13 protein-coding genes and 2 pseudogenes are annotated in these 15,733 nt (G+C 61.1%); 7 read left to right on the forward strand and 8 right to left on the reverse strand.

From position 1 onward, the window contains the following. Nucleotides 1–121 precede the first annotated feature (121 nt). Nucleotides 122–2,512, forward strand: a complete 2,391-nt coding sequence (locus tag ACZ5TH_RS15795; RefSeq protein ID WP_464795225.1) for a membrane-bound PQQ-dependent dehydrogenase, glucose/quinate/shikimate family — start codon at nt 122–124, stop codon at nt 2,510–2,512. A gap of 68 nt (nt 2,513–2,580) precedes the next feature. Here the strand turns inward: ACZ5TH_RS15795 and ACZ5TH_RS15800 are convergent. Both ACZ5TH_RS15800 and ACZ5TH_RS15805 read right to left on the reverse strand, forming a co-directional pair. Next, nucleotides 2,581–3,349: pseudogene (locus tag ACZ5TH_RS15800) on the reverse strand (cation diffusion facilitator family transporter); the annotation flags it as partial. 128 nt (nt 3,350–3,477) lie between these two features. Continuing rightward, nucleotides 3,478–4,797, reverse strand: a complete 1,320-nt coding sequence (locus ACZ5TH_RS15805) for an SLC13 family permease (protein ID WP_464795226.1) — start codon at nt 4,795–4,797, stop codon at nt 3,478–3,480. A gap of 108 nt (nt 4,798–4,905) precedes the next feature. Here ACZ5TH_RS15805 and ACZ5TH_RS15810 point away from each other — a divergent pair, with 108 nt between their 5' ends. Then, nucleotides 4,906–5,763: a hypothetical protein gene (locus ACZ5TH_RS15810; RefSeq protein ID WP_464795227.1), complete on the forward strand. Its 858-nt coding sequence runs from the start codon at nt 4,906–4,908 to the stop codon at nt 5,761–5,763. A 58-nt stretch (nt 5,764–5,821) separates the two neighbouring features. Here the strand turns inward: ACZ5TH_RS15810 and ACZ5TH_RS15815 are convergent, their stop codons facing one another. Next, nucleotides 5,822–6,559, reverse strand: coding sequence for a hypothetical protein (locus ACZ5TH_RS15815; RefSeq protein WP_464795228.1), 738 nt, complete (start codon nt 6,557–6,559; stop codon nt 5,822–5,824). 73 nt (nt 6,560–6,632) lie between these two features. Beyond that, complete coding sequence (locus ACZ5TH_RS15820; RefSeq protein ID WP_464795229.1) at nt 6,633–7,088, reverse strand: response regulator; 456 nt, start codon at nt 7,086–7,088, stop codon at nt 6,633–6,635. Nucleotides 7,089–7,355: 267 nt separating this feature from the next. Here ACZ5TH_RS15820 and ACZ5TH_RS15825 point away from each other — a divergent pair, with 267 nt between their 5' ends. The 3 genes from ACZ5TH_RS15825 to ACZ5TH_RS15835 are packed head-to-tail and all read left to right on the forward strand — an operon-like array spanning nt 7,356 to nt 9,932. Further along, the gene (locus tag ACZ5TH_RS15825; RefSeq protein WP_464795230.1) at nt 7,356–8,885 is read left to right on the forward strand and encodes a sensor histidine kinase; all 1,530 of its coding nucleotides are present in this window, start codon (nt 7,356–7,358) and stop codon (nt 8,883–8,885) included. Continuing rightward, nucleotides 8,882–9,568, forward strand: a complete 687-nt coding sequence (locus ACZ5TH_RS15830; RefSeq protein ID WP_460988254.1) for a response regulator transcription factor — start codon at nt 8,882–8,884, stop codon at nt 9,566–9,568. Before ACZ5TH_RS15825 ends, ACZ5TH_RS15830 begins: the two co-directional genes overlap by 4 nt. Nucleotide 9,569: 1 nt before the next feature. Beyond that, a complete protein-coding gene (locus tag ACZ5TH_RS15835) occupies nt 9,570–9,932 on the forward strand; it encodes a trehalose-6-phosphate synthase (RefSeq protein ID WP_464795231.1) in 363 nt (120 codons plus the stop codon). Here the strand turns inward: ACZ5TH_RS15835 and ACZ5TH_RS15840 are convergent. Continuing rightward, a complete protein-coding gene (locus tag ACZ5TH_RS15840) occupies nt 9,927–10,427 on the reverse strand; it encodes a hypothetical protein (protein ID WP_464795232.1) in 501 nt (166 codons plus the stop codon). The two genes, ACZ5TH_RS15835 and ACZ5TH_RS15840, sit on opposite strands and share 6 nt — an antisense overlap. On the opposite strand from ACZ5TH_RS15840, the pseudogene ACZ5TH_RS15845 reads away from it, so the two are divergent. Next, nucleotides 10,416–11,550 (forward strand): annotated as a pseudogene (locus tag ACZ5TH_RS15845) (IS3 family transposase). The gene ACZ5TH_RS15840 and the pseudogene ACZ5TH_RS15845 overlap by 12 nt on opposite strands. A 324-nt stretch (nt 11,551–11,874) precedes the next feature. Here the strand turns inward: ACZ5TH_RS15845 and ACZ5TH_RS15850 are convergent. Beyond that, nucleotides 11,875–12,249 (reverse strand): TonB-dependent receptor domain-containing protein, encoded by a 375-nt coding sequence (locus tag ACZ5TH_RS15850; RefSeq protein WP_464795233.1) that lies wholly within the window; start codon nt 12,247–12,249, stop codon nt 11,875–11,877. Between the two features lie 559 nt (nt 12,250–12,808). After that, on the reverse strand, nt 12,809–13,084 hold the full coding sequence (locus ACZ5TH_RS15855) for a DUF3489 domain-containing protein (protein ID WP_464795234.1): 276 nt from the start codon (nt 13,082–13,084) through the stop codon (nt 12,809–12,811). A 154-nt stretch (nt 13,085–13,238) separates the two neighbouring features. On the opposite strand from ACZ5TH_RS15855, the gene ACZ5TH_RS15860 reads away from it, so the two are divergent. Beyond that, a complete protein-coding gene (locus ACZ5TH_RS15860; RefSeq protein WP_464795753.1) occupies nt 13,239–14,153 on the forward strand; it encodes a formylglycine-generating enzyme family protein in 915 nt (304 codons plus the stop codon). A 184-nt stretch (nt 14,154–14,337) separates the two neighbouring features. Here the strand turns inward: ACZ5TH_RS15860 and ACZ5TH_RS15865 are convergent, their stop codons facing one another. Then, nucleotides 14,338–15,570 (reverse strand): TetR/AcrR family transcriptional regulator, encoded by a 1,233-nt coding sequence (locus ACZ5TH_RS15865; protein ID WP_464795235.1) that lies wholly within the window; start codon nt 15,568–15,570, stop codon nt 14,338–14,340. Between the last annotated feature and the right edge of the window lie 163 nt (nt 15,571–15,733).

The following is a 15,733-nucleotide window of genomic DNA, read 5'->3' on the forward strand; positions in this document are numbered from 1 at the left end:
TGCGGGGCGTGAACAGGGCTGCCGCAGAGCCGAGACAAAGGATAGTCTGGAGGGCAGCGACGGGAACATCGGACAGCCTTTCTCCGTTAGAGTGGTAGCTCCCACGATAAACGGATGTACCATGCTGAATGCTGCGTCGCCCGCCCGCGCCCGATCACAATGGGCTACCACAATCGTCGGATGCCTGATCGGCATGATCGGCCTTGCGCTTGCCATTGGCGGGGCATGGCTGCTGATCCTTGGCGGGTCGCCCTATTATCTGATCACGGGCGTGGCGATGATCGCCTCGGGCTGGCTGCTGTACAGCCGCCGGATGTTGGGCGCGTGGCTCTATGTCGCTGTGGTCGCGGCAACGCTTGCCTGGGCTTTTTGGGAAGTCGGCGCAAACGGCTGGGCGCTCGTCCCCCGCGTGATCGCGCCGCTGATCTTGTTGGTCGCCGTTCTGCTCGTCATGCCGCTAATGTCATTTCGCGCGGATCGCTGGAAGCTGGCAGGCGGGGCGATTGCCGCCGTCATCCTCCTGACTGCCGTCACCGGCTTCACGCTGAGCGAGGTCAACGAACATGAGGTGCTGGCCGCCCTGCCCGCCGCATCCACCATGATGAGCGACCCGGCACTGCGACAGGCGGGTGCCGACTGGCCCGCCTACGGGGGATCGGAAAGCGCCCGGCGCTTCACGCCCCTCACGCAGATCACCCCCGCCAATGTATCCTCGCTGGAGCAAGTCTGGCTGACGCACACGGGCGACATGCCGTCAAAGGCTGCCAAGGGGACCTATGGCGCAGAGAACACGCCGCTGAAGGTCGGCAACATGCTCTATGTCTGCACGCCCAAGAGCATCGTCGTCGCGCTCGATCCAGCCACCGGACATCAACGCTGGCGTTTTGATCCCCGCGTGCCCGATACGGCCATTCCCTACACCGCCGCCTGCCGGGGCGTCAGCTATTATGAGGTGCCCGGCGCGGCGGCGGGCCAGGCCTGCGGCAGAAGGATCATCTGGGGGACGCTGGACGCGCGCCTGTTCGCGATAGACGCGCAAACCGGAAGGCCATGCCAGGATTTCGGGTCGAACGGCCAAGTCGATACCAAGATCGGCATGGGCGAAACGCCAGCCGGCTATGTCTCGATCAACTCACCTCCGACCATCGTGCGCGGCGTCGTTGTGACGGGGCATCAGGTGCTGGACGGGCAGGATCGCTGGGCGCCTTCCGGGGTGATCCGGGGTTTCGATGCCGTGACGGGCAAGCTGCGCTGGGCATGGGACATGATGCATCCCGACTGGGATGGCTATCCCCCGCCGGGACAGACCTGGGCGCGCGGCACGCCCAACATGTGGACGATCGCAAGCGGCGACGAGCAACTGGGCCTTGTCTATCTGCCGATGGGCAATGCCGCTGCGGACTATTATAGTGGCCTGCGCCGTCCGCCGGAAAATTTCTATGCGACCTCGCTGGTGGCGCTCGACGTCGGCAGCGGCAAGCCGCGTTGGCGGTTCCAGGCCGTGCGCAAGGATGTGTGGGATTATGACTTTGGTGCGCAGGCGACGCTAGTCGATTATCGCGGCACACCCGCACTGGTCCTGCCAAGCAAGCAGGGCGACATCTACATCCTCGACCGCCGCACCGGAAAACCGCTGACGCCCGTGGGCGTGATGCGCGCGCCGGTCGGCGGCGTCGAGCCGGGGCAGCGCTCGCCGGTCCAGATCTATTCCGGCTGGCACACGCTGCGTAAACCGGATCTTACCGAACGCGACATGTGGGGCATGTCGCCGATCGACCAGATGATCTGCCGGATCCAGTTCCGCCAAGCGAGCTACAAGGGCTTCTACACGCCGCCCGAGAGCAACAGGCGGTCCATCCAATATCCAGGCTATAATGGCGGGACGGATTGGGGCGGCATTGCCGTCGATCCCCGGCGCGGCGTGATCGTTGCCAACTATAACGACATGCCAAACTATGTGCGTCTGGTGCCTCGCAAGGAGGCGAACAAAAAAGGATGGGCGCCGCGCCAGCAGGCGCGGGGCAAAATCGGCGGGGCGGAGGGAGCGGGCGATCCGCAGGCCCATACTCCCTATGCGATCGACGTGAATGCTGGATGGCGGCTGAAATTCACCGGCATGCTATGCAAGCAGCCGCCCTATGGCGGCATTCGCGCGATTGACATGGCGAGCGGCCGGACGATTTGGGATCGGCCCTTTGGCACTGCACGAACAAATGGTCCTTTCGGCATACCCTCGATGCTGCCGATCACCATCGGCACGCCCAATAATGGCGGCGCAGTCGTGACCGCGAGCGGTCTCATTTTCATCGCTGCGGCGACTGACAACCTGATCCGCGCCATCGACCTCGCCACGGGCAGAACCCTTTGGCAACGGAAACTGCCTGCCGGAGGCCAGGCGACACCAATGGTTTACGAGGCGCGTGGGCGCGAATATCTCGTGATCTATGCGGGCGGCCACCATTTCATGGAGACGCCAGTGGGAGATTCTGTCGTCGCTTATGCTCTTCCATAAGCTGAGGTCGGCACCGCCCAACAGCCTCTAGATCACCAGATCGGATTGCAGTGCGCAGGCTGCGGCATCATAACAAGATGCGCTGTGAGCGCAGTTTCGGTCGTACTCATTCCCCAGATGTGCAGGTCATGCACGGCTTCCACCCCCTGCAACTGCTGAAGCTCCTGAAGCACCTTCCCTGTATCGATTCCCGCCGGTGAGGCTGAGGCTCATAGCAGTGGCTTCGCGCAGCAGGCCCCAGGTCGTCCAGACTATGACCGCCGCGATGATGAGGCTGACCACGGGGTCCAGCCAGTCCCAGCCGGTGAGACGAATAGTAAGCCCCGCGATGACAATGCCCGTCGAAACGGCCGCGTCCGCAGCCATGTGAAGGAACGCGCCTTGGATGTTGATGTCGCCCTTCCGACCGGACGTGAACAGCAGCGCCGTCGCGGCATTGATGGCGATGCCGATGCCCGCGACGATCATCACTATATTGCCTGCGACGGGCTGGGGATCGCCAAAGCGCTGAAGGTCTTCGACGGCGATTGCCCCTGCCGCCAGCATTAGCAGGATGCCGTTCGCGAGCGCCGCGAGGATCGATGTGCCAGTCAATCCATAGGTGTACCGCCGGCCGGGCAATTTCCGCCCGAGGATGATCGCAGCCCATGCGATGCCAAGGCCCGCGACGTCACTCAGATTATGCCCCGCGTCCGCGAGCAAGGCGAGCGAGCGGCTGGTCAGACCATAGACGACCTCGGTAGCCACAAAGGCGACGTTGAGACAATGCCGATCGCAAAAGCCCTGCAGAAGCTGGCGGGTGCAATGAGCATGTCCGCCTGCGCCAGACGAATGCACGTGTTCGCTCTAATCGTGCCGATGGGCATGAGCGTCAGCCATTCTCATCTCCCAGCAAGCTTGCTCATCAGAGGGAATGCAACGCCTCCGGTCTCGTTCCGCCTCCAACGCGCAGGCGCCGCTTCAGCCTAAAATGGGAAGAACCAGTGGATCGCGGTCACCGCCGCCGCCCAGGTGATGAGGTTGAGAGGAAGGCCGACCTTGGTAAAATCGAGATAGCTGTATCCCGCCATCTGATAGACCAGAACATTGGTCTGATAGCCAAAGGGCGTCGCAAAGGCCGCGCTGCCCGCCATCATCACCGCGACGAGGAATGGACGGGGGCTGACGCTGAGGCTTTCCGCCAGCGCAACGGCGACCGGAGTGACGAGCACGGCGACCGTTGCATTCGACAACAGCTCCGTCAGCACCAGCGTTGCCCCATAGAGGAGGATCAGCGCGCCCAGCGGGCCGAACAGCCCAACCCTGCCCACCAGCGCATTGGTCGCAGCGGCGGCAAGCCCCGTCTGCTCCAGGGCGATGCCGATGACGACCATGCCCACGATCAGCATTAGTATTTCCGGCCGCAGTCCGCCATAGGCCTCCTCTGGACGGATCACGCGCAGAAGGATCAGCAGTACCGCGCCCGCAAACGCTGAGGCAGCGATCGGGGCGATGTCGAGAGCGGCAAGGGTGATGACGCCTACGAATATCGCCGTCGATGCCACAGCCTTGGTTGGCGCCAACGGCCGTTGTACGGCGAAATCTTCCGCGTCGCCAATCATGTCGCCAGCGAGATCAACATGACTGACGTGGTGCGGGAGTGCGGCCTCCACCCGCTCAAGCGATGCCGGCAGCGGCCTGGCCAGCAGCCGGCCGGAAAAGAAGAAGAGGTAAAGACCCCCGGCGGCAGCGACCACAAGACCGACGGGCGTGATCTCGAAGATCGAAAATGGCGGCTGCCCCGAAGATCGCGCCATGTCATCGACGAGGAGGTTGGTCGAGGTGCCGATCAGCGTACAGCAGCCGCCCAGCACCGCGACATAAGAAAGTGGCATCAAAAAGCGCTTGGGATCGAGCTTCAATGATTTCGCCACGTCACGCACCACGGGCGCGGATAGGACGACTATAGGAGTGTTGTTAAGAAAGCCAGATGCGCCGCCGCAAAGCGCAATGAGCAGCCAGATGCCGAGCGCCCCGATCCGGCGGCACAGCGCCACCGCCTTGGCGATCAGCAAGTCGAGCAGACCGGACAATTCCATCGCGTGGGCGATGACGAAAAGCGAAGCGAGAGCGATGATTGCCGGGCTGCCGAACGCGCCCTGGACCTCGCTCGGCCGCACAGCGCCTGTCAGCAGCAGCAGCGCCGCCCCGGCGAGAGCCACCACATCGGCGCGCACCTTGTCCCATATCAGCGCGGCGACGACGCCGCAGAGCACGAAAAGGGTGACAAGTTGCTCAAGCGTCATCGGCTTCGGCTAGCATAAAGGGACCGCCCAGGCAGGAAAAATACAAAAAGTTGGCGATTTGAAAGGCAAGGGGTCAATTTACCGGACGCTATATGATAGCTCTGTTCCATGGCAGAACAGAATATCCGGTTGGGCATCCTGTCCCATCTGATTGCGACTGGGGCTGGTGCAGCGCTGACCTTTTTGCTCGTCAACCAGCATTCCGTGCGTCAGACGGTCGAACCCAGGCAGGCCGCTCAGGAGCCAAAAGCGGTCGTCCAGGTGCCGAAAATTCCGGTCGTTCCCACACCGCCGCCTCCGCTTGGCCGTGCAGAATTGCTGGCGGCGGCGGCCGCCGCGACGGATGCCGTGGCGAGCGGCACCGCCCTGCCCCCGGCCAACGCGGCGCTCATCGGACGATCGTTCATCCTGCGCATGCCGTTCGGTTGCGGCGGCGAGATGAGCGATGAGGAGAAGCAGGAACGGTGGGCGGGATGGACGTTCAATCCCAAGAGCCAAGCATTAAAGCTGACAGTGCGCGCAGCCGAATTCGCCAAAGCGGAGTGGATAAAGCAGCTGGCCGGTGAAATGACCTTTGATGCGGTCGAAGGCTTCTGGATAGGGCGCCCATGGACAAGCGCGGATCGGTGTGGGTCGGGCGGCAATGCATCGTCCAATGTCGTTCTGAGTGAGCCGAACCAGCAGCTGGCGATCGCCCAATTCTACTCCCCGGAAGGATCACGCACCTTGCGGCGGGGCGATCGCCCCTACTCCTCCACCGTTAAGCTGGACGAGGGCCAATCCCCCTCCCCCGCCGGTTATCAGGTTCAGCTGGAAGGCAAGTTGTCCGGCTTCCCTGACGGGCAGCCGGTCCATTGCGTACAGCAGGATTCAGCCGTCGCCCCGCGCTGCCTCATCGCAGTGCAGTTTACGCGCGTCGCCTTCTTCGCTCCCGGTCAGGACAACGCCATCGTCGAGTGGCGCTGAGTTAAGACGTAGCGCGCCACCAGCGTGCAGGGCTGAGGCGCGCGTCCTCAGGCGGCCGTCAACCCGCCTTGGAGCTCTGCGCCAGAACCTGAGCGGAGGGCCTGTTGGCCGCGTCCACCGTGCCGTCCGCTATCATCGCCTTCGACATGGTCGCCGCTTCAGCCTTGAGTGCGGCATCCTCGCTGGTCTGGCTGGCGCCGATAAGCGCGGCGAGCAGCAGGTTGCGGTTTACCGCATTGGTCTGTTCAGCGACCGCCTTGCGGGCCAGGGGAACAGCTTCGGCATAGAGCGGCGCGGCTCCTGCCTTGTCCTGCTTGCCCAGCTTGAAATTGGCCGTTTGGATGAGGATACCGGTCAGTACGCCCCTGCTCTGCGCGTCGGTGGGCTTGGCCTGCACAACTTGCCTCCAGTAAGGCAAGCTCTCTTCATAGAGCGGCGCGACGGCGTCCAGTTTCTGTAGGGCGGCGTTGGCCGCCGCCGCTGCGTAGAGCGCATTGGCGAGGAAATTGACGTTCTCGATCTTGCCGGGCTGGGTCTTGACCGCATCACGGATCGCCGGAAGCGCGACTTCATATTTCGCAAGAGCGGTCGCATTGTCGCCCTTCTGTTGCGCCTGCTGGCCGGCGGTGAAGTCCGTAACCGCCTTGTTGAAGGCAGCAATCTGCGCCTGGCTGAGCGCGGGCGCGGGGGTCGCAGCCGGGGTTGCGGCAGGAGCTTGCGCGACGGGGGCGGTTTCCTGGGCGGCGGCCGGTAAAGCGGCGGAAAGGAAGAGGGTGGTGAGGAAAGCCTTATGCATTGTTCTTCTCCGGGTGTGTAGGCAGTTCACGGGTTTCAACTCCGACCCGCGACCACGGTTGCTTTAAGAAGTGTCAGGTCGCGAACAGGGCGATCGGCTCCGAAGGCGGGAAAATGGCGTCGATGATTTTCGATGCCAGAGCGTCCAGATGGTAGGGTTTTGGCAAGACTGGTCCAAACTGCCGCAGGTCGTCGGGAAGCTCTTGGCCTCCCAATCCGCCGGACGTGATCAATATTCGAGTGCTGGGCCAACGACTGCTGACCTGCCGCGCCAGATCGAACCCATCCTGCTGGCCCGGCATGTTCACGTCCGTGAACAACAGATCGACCAGGCCATCCAGCCGATGAAGGATGCCGAGCGCCTCTTCAACGTCCTGTGCGGCAAAGACGGTAAATTCCTGATCGATCAGGAATTCGCACACATTCATGCTGACCAGAGCCTCATCTTCGACGACGAGGATGATGACGGGCCTTGGGAAGCGGGGCCTGCCAGTCAGTCCTGCCATTTCGAACCGTCCGTCCGGTTTCATGCCATCCCCACGGTGTTCGAGCAGCGGCTGTGGGGTGCTGTATCCCCGAGCCAGGATCGGAAGGATGAGAGTTGAGGTTGAGCAGAAAGTGGCGGCAGGAAATTCATTCGTCTCATCATCGGGTCCGCTAGCCCAGGCATTTCATCTGACCTATCTAAGCACCCGCAGCGGTGAGCGTTATTATAGCTTTTATATGCATGGACCGGGCGGGAGGGACTGACTAAGCTTGGAAATGCCTCCTCGCCGCCGTTCCTCAGATCAGCGCCCATGGTAGATCGGAACCATCCAGCGGTGCCTTCGTCCCTGGGGGCAGCGCCACGCACGCTTGACTGGCGAGCGTTAATACTGGCGGCCGCTATCGTCCTTCCATCCTGGTTCGTTGCCATATATGCGCAGCCAGGGCTTGGGCGCGTGGCGGCGGCGTTATTCTTCGTCCTTGGGGTGGTAATCTGCGGTGCGCTGGGCGGGCTTGGCGCCGCACTTTTAGCGGCGACAGCGGCATTCCTGCTCTACAATTTCTACCTAGTCGAGCCCGTCTTCAGTTTCCAGATCTCCACCGGCCGCGACATCATTCCCTTGCTCCTGTTCAGCCTGTGCGCCGTGGTCGCTGGCGTCCTTGCAGCCCGGCTGAAGGATCGGGCCAATGCGGCAAATTCCAGCAACCGACAACTAAGCAGTCTGCTCGCCATAAGCCAGTCCCTTCAGTCAGCAATGCGCGTGTCCGATATTGCCACGGCGCTCAATGAACATCTGTCCGGAGGCGTTGGCACGACAGCAACGCTCTTCCTGGTCAAGGACGGCTCGTTCGATGCAGTCAAGGATGGACCAGATGACAGCGGCAAACTTCAACTTGTCAGGGACGCGGCCCAATATCGCGACGGCCAACGGGAAAATGGTCCCTATACGGTTTGCCGCCTCGACAGCAGTGCCGGTTTCGAGGGAGCCGTTCTGTTTGAGTATGACCCTTCACAGCCACTGGAGCGCGCCTTCATATCGGCGCTGGCCAATCTTATCGCCCTTGCAGTTGAGCGCGCCGCTCTTTCAGAAAGTCATGCCGAGCGCCGAGCGCAGGCCCGCACCGAGGAGCTCAAGACCGCGCTGCTCTCCTCTGTCAGCCATGACTTTCGAACGCCTCTGACCGCGATCAGCGCCTCCGCATCAAGCCTCATCGAATTTCGCGAGAAGCTGGAGCCTGCCGCAGCCGAGCGCCTTCTGCGGGGCATCGTCAACGAATGCGAACGTCTGAACCGCTACACCTCCAATCTGCTGGAAATGAGCCGCTTGGAGGCAGGTCAGTCATTGGCTCGCAGGCAGACGTTGGGCGTTGCCGACACCATCGGCGCGGTAGTGCAAAGGATCCGTTCACGAGCTGGCTGCCGGGACATCGTGCGGCAGTTGAGCGGCGATGATCTTCTGGTCACCGTCGATGCGGCCATGTTCGAACTTGTGCTCGTGAACGTGCTCGACAACGCGATCATCTACAGCGAAGACGGAACGCGGATACAAGTCAATGTCGTCCGCGAGGGTGACTATTGCGTGATCACCGTGGCGGACGAGGGCCAGGGCATACCGCCCGACGATCTCGAGCGCGTGTTCACCCGCTTTTACCGCGTCTCCCGACCTCGCGCCTCACCACGGGGCAGCGGGCTCGGCCTTGCAATCGCCAAGGGGTTCACAGAAGCGCTTGGAGGCCGGATCAGGGCTGACTCTCCCGGTAGGGAAGGCCGCGGCACCACCATCACGATCATGCTCCCCCTCGCCACAGAAAACCTCGCCAAAGAAAACGCAGCCTCATGACCACCCCGCATATCCTTGTTGTCGATGACGAGCCCTCGCTGGTCGACGTGCTCAAATCCGTTCTGGAAGCAGCTGGCTACATCATTACTGTCGCGCACGACGCGCGGGACGCCATGTCCGCCATCGAATCCGTGGAATTCGATCTGATTTTGCTCGACCTCGGCCTGCCCGACATAGACGGCAAGACGCTTCTTCAGCGCATCCGGCTCGATCACGATGCGCCCATCATCGTCATTTCGGCGCGGCATCAGGAGGTGGAAAAAATCGCCGCTCTCGACGAGGGCGCGGACGATTATGTCAACAAGCCGTTCGAGATTGGCGAGTTGATGGCGCGGATGCGCGCGGCGATCCGACGTCATTCGCTAAACAAGGCGGAGGCATCGACCTATTGTGCCGGTGGGCTGGCAATTGATTTTCCCACACGCCGAGTGACGCTGTCGGGAGAGCCGGTCAAGCTGTCGCCGAAGGAGTATGATCTTCTCCAAACATTGGCGCGAAAGGCCGGACAGGTCGTGACCCACAAGCGATTGCTGGCGGCGGGCTGGGGAGCAGAGGCAACCGACACCCAATATCTGCGCGTCTACATCGGCCTCCTGCGCCAAAAGATCGAGCAGGATCCTTCCGATCCCAGTCTCCTTCTTACCGAACCGGGTGTCGGATACCGCCTGATCGCGGCCAGCTGACATGAGTCGCCTGATCGTCGTTTCCAACCGGGTCCAGCCGACGAGCCTTCATGATGGCGGGGGCAGCCAAGGTGGGCTCTCTGTCGCGCTTTCCGCTGCGCTGCGAGAGGACGGTGGTATATGGTTCGGCTGGTCAGGCGAAGTAACAGAGAACTACACCGGAGGCATGCACTTCGAAAATCCCTACAGCTGCGAAGAGGTTTCCGAGGCGATCATTCGGGCGCTGGCGATGCCCCTGCAGGAACGCCAGCGACGCTGGCGCCAACTGAACGACACCGTCTGTTCTCAGGATGCAGCTTGGTGGCGCAAAATGTTCATCAACTTCCTGAGCGCAGAGCCTGCAGCACTACCCATCAGATCATGACCCGGCGGAGCCGAGAAAGCTTGTTGCTCCTTCCACTGTCATGGCGCCGTCGACGCAGGGAAGGTGCACCAAATTTTCGAGGAAAGGATTTTCGGGAAGTCGCTGCCGCGCCATCCTAATCGCCGTCTGCACAAGGGCAGCGTATAGTTGTCGGCGGACTTCTACATCACCGGTTTGACAATCCAGTTCTGCGAAGGCTCCCACCAGCCGCGCTTCAACCTGTGATTGAGCAGAACGCACAGCTGGCGTTTCCCACCGCTCATTTGCCAGAATGGCGCCGTGTGCCTCAGTAAAAACAAGATTTCCGCTACCGTTCAACAACATTTCTCCGCAGATGGCTCTTCGCTCATCATGGGCAGAATAGCACAACAGTCCCGGCAGCGTTTTTATGAGATTTCTATGAAAGCCAACGTTGTACTGGACATGTAACGGTTTTGTGCCGGTCACTTGAGAGTTTAAAGCTCGTTCAAGGAGACCGACGAGATGATCAAACATAGCGAGGAGTTCAAGCAGGAGGCGGTGCGGATTGCGCTGACCAGTGGGTTGCCGCGGGAGCGGGTCGCGTTGGATTTGGGGGTTGGCAAATCGACGCTGAACAAGTGGGTGTCGCAGTATCGGCCCAGTGATCTGGTTTCAGCGCCGCAAGCAGATCTGGCGCGCGAGAATGAACGGCTTCGCCTTGAGAACCGCGTGCTGCGGGAGGAGAGGCAAATCCTAAAAAAGGCCACGCAGTTCTTCGCGAGCCAAAGGCCGTGAAGTTCGCTTTCGTGCATAGCTGGCGGCATCGCTGGCCCGTTGCACTGCTCTGCCGTGTCATGCTTGTCAGTGAACGCGGCTATCGTTCCTGGCGCTCGCGCCCGATCAGTTGCCGGGGCCGGACGGACATGAAGGTGTTGGCTCATATCCGCGAACAATACAGGCTGAGCCTTGGCAGCTACGGCCGTCCTCGCATGACGATGGAGTTAAAAGAGGTGGGGCTCGATGTGGGTGAGCGCCTTATGACCCGAAGGGCGGCGTAGCCAACATCAACGGGATCAGGCCGGTCCGCACGCGCAAACACAAGGTTACGACAGACAGCCACCATCGCCTGGGTGTCGCGGCAAACTGGCTGGACGGCGATTTCGCCGCCGATGCGCCCAACCGTAAATGGGCCGGCGACATCACCTATATCTGGACGTCGGAGGGATGGCTCTACCTCGCTGTCATCCTCGATCTGCATAGCCGCCGCGTCGTGGGCTGGGCTGTCAGCGACAGGATGAAGAAGGATTTGGCGATCAGGGCACTGGATATGGCGGTACGCCTGCGCCAGCCACCAGAGGGCTGCCTTTTCCATTCGGATCGCGGCAGCCAATATTGTTCTTACGATTATCAGAAAAAGCTGCAGGCCTATGGCCTGCGTCCATCAATGAGCGGCAAGGGTAATTGTTACGACAATGCCTCCGTCGAGACGTTCTTCAAATCCCTGAAGGCGGAACTCATCTGGCGGCAGCGCTGGCCAACGCGACGGCAGGCAGAAGCTGCCATCTTCCAATACATCAACGGCTTCTACAACGCCCGTCGTCGCCATTCATATCTGGGCGGCATTAGCCCGCTCGCCTTCGAAGCCAAGGTGGCATAATGAGATAAGTGACAGGCACAAAACCGTTACATGTCCAATACCACCGTTGCCCAGCGCGAAGGATAATCCCGCTCGTGATCCAGCACCATCCGGATCGCTCGCTCGCGCACCTCCGGTGCAAACTTGTTCGTCGTCTTGCTCATATCGGCTCCATCTACTCAAGAGTTGGAGCCTCCGGCAAACCCGGCCCGGTTCAAGACGGCGTAATACAAACAGAACACTTGCAGATGGAGCGCATCCCGCACATCGGCTTGCGCAGCTGTTCACCTCGCCGCGCAACCTTCTCCCCGCTGTGTAGCGGGGAGAAGGTGATAACAACTCTGTTTAGAAGTTCAACTCAGCAGACAAACCGATCGACCTGAATGAGCCGTAGGTAAACTGCTGAGTTAGAACACCTCCGGTGAGAGGCGCGCCCTGGATATAACCGACGAAACGTTTGTCGGTGCAGTTGCGACAGAACACGCTAAAGCGCCATTTGCTGTCAGCGGCCCTCAGACCCAGATCGAAGTCAACCGTCGTATACCCCTCTTGTTTCGTGTCGGGATCGCCATTCGACGTGTAGTTGACGGCAGAGCGTGAATATAGAGAGCTTCCGATGCTCGCCACCAGGCCCGCTGTAACTGGCCGCTCATATCGTACGCTCAGCAATCCAGTCCAGGCAGGAGCATTGGGAAGTCGCCGTCCGCTCGAATCGGGCACATGGCTGAGTATGGCTGGGTTGCTCCGAAAGGGCCGAGCTGGGTAGCGCAGCTTGGCGAGCTGATCGATGATGCGGTCACTGCGTCGCTACCCTCGGCTGCGCGAGAAATGTTCCGCGTCATGCTCGGCATACTTGAGGAGTTTGATCACCGGATAAGCCGAGCACGCCTCGCGCTGCACGTCCAGGCTGTTGAACGCCTGGTCGAGTCCTTCCTCCGTGGATTTGCGAGTGTAGATGGCGCAGCGCAGCCGCTCTTTTTTGCGTCATTGCTTCACCCCGAAGAAGCGAGGCCCCGCCCCATTCGCGCACCAGCTGTGTGCCCGGCGCCAAGGCGGGCGCGGAGGCGACGCGCGTCCCCCCTGCCCCGCTTAGTCGCCGGCGCATCTTTGCCCCTGCCCTGCCTTTGGGCCGCGCACTGCGCGTCAAAGGCGAGCGCACTAGCGAGCAGGCTTGAAGCGATGGGCGGCGGCTCCTGCCCATGCCCCCTCTCCCACTCGGCCTTGATCGCTGTCGGTTTCATCGCCTCGATTTCGGCGCCGCCTGCCACTAGCCCCCGCATCAGGCCTGGCCTTCCAGATGATAGCAGGTCACCTCACCGCGCTTCCGCTTATCGGTCGCGTGACCCTTCTTGCGCGGGCCGGCTAGCGCGGCGCGGGTGGTATGTGGCAGCCTGCTGGTGGCGCTCGTCAGCTCATCGAGCGTGGCCCCGCTAGTCCGGCGGAGCATCTCGAGTACCAGGGCGGTCCTAGTGCGCGCGGCTGGCGCGGCGATGGCGGCCGGTGTGGGATTGGGAGCCGGTGCATCAGCTGCGGGCTGCTCAGTCTGACGCGTCATGTCGTCGACCGTGGGTGCCAGATCACCCTTAGGCGTCTTACCGCCGCGAGCGGCAGAGTGATTTTGAAGGTGCAGCCACGAGCGCGAGTTCAAATTTGTAATGCCGTGCCCTCCTCGTTAGACAAGACATATGGATAAGGAAGTCTATTCCGACATGCGTTTCATCCCTGCCGGCAGTTTCCAGATGGGAGCCGACAACTGGTATCCTGAGGAGAAACCTGCTCGTCGGGTCCGGGTGGATGCCTTCTGGATCGATGAGACGCCAGTTACCAACGCCGCCTTCGCCGCTTTCATTGATGCTACGGGATATGTCACCCTCGCCGAAATCGCGCCTGATTGCCGGGATTATCCTGATTTGCTGCCGGAACTGGCACAGCCGGGTTCGGCGGTTTTTGAGATGAGCGCCGGACCCGTCGACTTTGCGGCGCTCGATTGGTGGGAGTTCCGCATCGGCGCCAACTGGCGCGCGCCGATCGGACCTGGCAGTTCGATTAAGGGGATCGAGGATCATCCCGTCGTTCACATCGCCTATGCGGACGCGGAAGCCTTTGCCGCATGGGCGGGCAAGGCGCTGCCGACCGAGGCGGAGTGGGAATTCGCCGCGCGTGGCGGACTGGACGGCGCAGACTATGCCTGGGGTGACGAGCTAGCGCCCGGAGGGAAATTCATGGCCAATTATTGGCAAGGCGATTTCCCCGGCCACAACCAGCTTGACGATGGATATCTACGCACTTCGCCAGTGCGGACTTATGCCTGCAACGGCCACGGCCTTTATGACATGATCGGCAATATGTGGGAATGGACCGCCGACTGGTATGCCCAGCCCAAAATCGAGCGCAAGCCAAGGGGCGCTTGCTGCATTCCGGCAAATCCGCGCGGCGGAACACGCGGCGGCAGCTTCGACAAGCGCGCTCTCGCGCGCATCCCGCGCAGGGTTATGAAGGGCGGTTCGCACCTCTGCGCGGAAAATTATTGCCAGCGTTACCGACCCGCCGCCCGGTACGCCCAGCCGATCGACACAACCACCAGTCATGTCGGCTTCCGCTGCGTGGTCCGGCCAGCGCGGTAAGTAGGGAGCGCGGCCTGTCGCCGTAAGCGCCGCTTCTGCCATCGTGATTAGATCGCTTGCACTGACGCTGCGAAGATCCGCGCACCAGAGCGGCTGTCCCACCGAAGCGCCTAAATCGAAGAAGCGAGGCTTGGTTCGGATAGCCCTCCTATACCAACGGAATTAGATCACCTTTACGCAGGCTTCATCGCGAACGTTCACGAGTGCCGTTGAGAAAAAGCGTTGTCGCCTCGCGCGAAAGAGCGGCTCGCTGCGAGGAGTCGGGATTTTCGGCCGTCACCACGAACCGCACCCCGAACGTTGCCAAGGTGTAGAAGGTCCGACTTGCAAGGAGGGAAGGTATGGGCATGCCGAACTCAACCAGTCGTTGGGTCAGGGCTGAGGCTGTGGAGGCCACCTGGCCATCATACGCCCACCGGGCAATGTCAGGATAACGTTCGGCTTCGCATATCATAAGCCTTTGATACAAAAGATTACGCGGATGAAGATGCCGATCCAGCAACCATCGGGCAAGCCGCTGGAGGGTGGCCCCGACCGTCGATTCTGCTCTGGGCGCGTCTGTAACATCACTTGGCCTGCCGAGGTGGATCAGCACTTGTTGGAAAAGGCCCCGTTTGTCGCCAAACTGGCGATAAATGGTCGCAGCGCCCACCCCCGACTTTTCAACGATATGATCAATCCTCGCGCCGCGAAATCCTTGATTGAGGAATTCATCACTTGCCGCATCCATCAAATCCTCGATGCGCTCGGGCGCTATTCTTCGCTTCTTCTGGATTTCGTCAAACCGGGGCTCCTCACTGAGGGGATCGTCCAGTGTCGCATCACCGAACTGAGCGGCTCTCCGGTAGCCGTTGAGGAGCAGATCAATCGAATATCTGGCCTGATCATACTGCCACTGCCGATGGATCGGAAACCCCATGAGGAAGCGGGTGCCTTGGGTCGCAACGCTCCCAAACCGGCGCGCCAATGCTGCGGGATCCCATTCCTGCAATATGCCATCTTGCATAAGCGACGCCAGGTAATGAGCCAATGCGGGCGCGCCGTTGATCGTGCGGTTATGCAGTTCGGTCGCGAGATGCGGAAAACATCGGGTAGCGACCAGTTGCGCGCGCGTGAGGCCCATATTCTCGGGAGACAGAAAATGCGCGAGATAGCTCTTCATGACATCGCCGATCGCCGTCGCCGGGTCGCCGCTCGCAATCGAAAGCTCTGAAGATATTTCGGCTGAAATCGACGCAATCACGTCTCGCATGACCGCACCGAATAGATCGACCTTCGTCGGATAAAGTTCGTACATGCTCTGTTTGCTAACGCGCGCCTCACGAGCGATCAGATCAATCCCGGTCTCTTCAAAGCCGCTCCGCAGGAAAAGCTGACGGGCGACGGCCTTCAAACGTTCGTCGGCTGTATCAGCCATAAATTGCCCGCTCCAATAATTTGGACCGCTCGGTGCCACCTCTCGCGTCGGATCGCCAGCGCTGAAGACCAGCCATTGATGTGTACGATAATTTCCAGTACAGCAAGACAGCATATTGCATAGGCATTTCCACACAGAAAAGCTGGGAAGCTATTTGGAACTG

The sequence above is a fragment of the Sphingobium sp. TomTYG73 genome (assembly GCF_055394245.1).

Coding starts and splice junctions, on each gene's coding strand:
- ACZ5TH_RS15830 (WP_460988254.1), top strand. CDS start 8,882: ATGACCACCCCGCATATCCTTGTTGTCGATGACGAGCCCTCGCTGGTC.
- ACZ5TH_RS15810 (WP_464795227.1), top strand. CDS start 4,906: ATGGCAGAACAGAATATCCGGTTGGGCATCCTGTCCCATCTGATTGCG.
- ACZ5TH_RS15825 (WP_464795230.1), top strand. CDS start 7,356: ATGGTAGATCGGAACCATCCAGCGGTGCCTTCGTCCCTGGGGGCAGCG.
- ACZ5TH_RS15860 (WP_464795753.1), top strand. CDS start 13,239: ATGCGTTTCATCCCTGCCGGCAGTTTCCAGATGGGAGCCGACAACTGG.
- ACZ5TH_RS15805 (WP_464795226.1), bottom strand. CDS start 4,797: ATGACGCTTGAGCAACTTGTCACCCTTTTCGTGCTCTGCGGCGTCGTC.
- ACZ5TH_RS15865 (WP_464795235.1), bottom strand. CDS start 15,570: ATGGCTGATACAGCCGACGAACGTTTGAAGGCCGTCGCCCGTCAGCTT.
- ACZ5TH_RS15840 (WP_464795232.1), bottom strand. CDS start 10,427: ATGTTTGATCATCTCGTCGGTCTCCTTGAACGAGCTTTAAACTCTCAA.
- ACZ5TH_RS15835 (WP_464795231.1), top strand. CDS start 9,570: ATGAGTCGCCTGATCGTCGTTTCCAACCGGGTCCAGCCGACGAGCCTT.
- ACZ5TH_RS15855 (WP_464795234.1), bottom strand. CDS start 13,084: ATGACGCGTCAGACTGAGCAGCCCGCAGCTGATGCACCGGCTCCCAAT.
- ACZ5TH_RS15820 (WP_464795229.1), bottom strand. CDS start 7,088: ATGAAACCGGACGGACGGTTCGAAATGGCAGGACTGACTGGCAGGCCC.
- ACZ5TH_RS15815 (WP_464795228.1), bottom strand. CDS start 6,559: ATGCATAAGGCTTTCCTCACCACCCTCTTCCTTTCCGCCGCTTTACCG.
- ACZ5TH_RS15795 (WP_464795225.1), top strand. CDS start 122: ATGCTGAATGCTGCGTCGCCCGCCCGCGCCCGATCACAATGGGCTACC.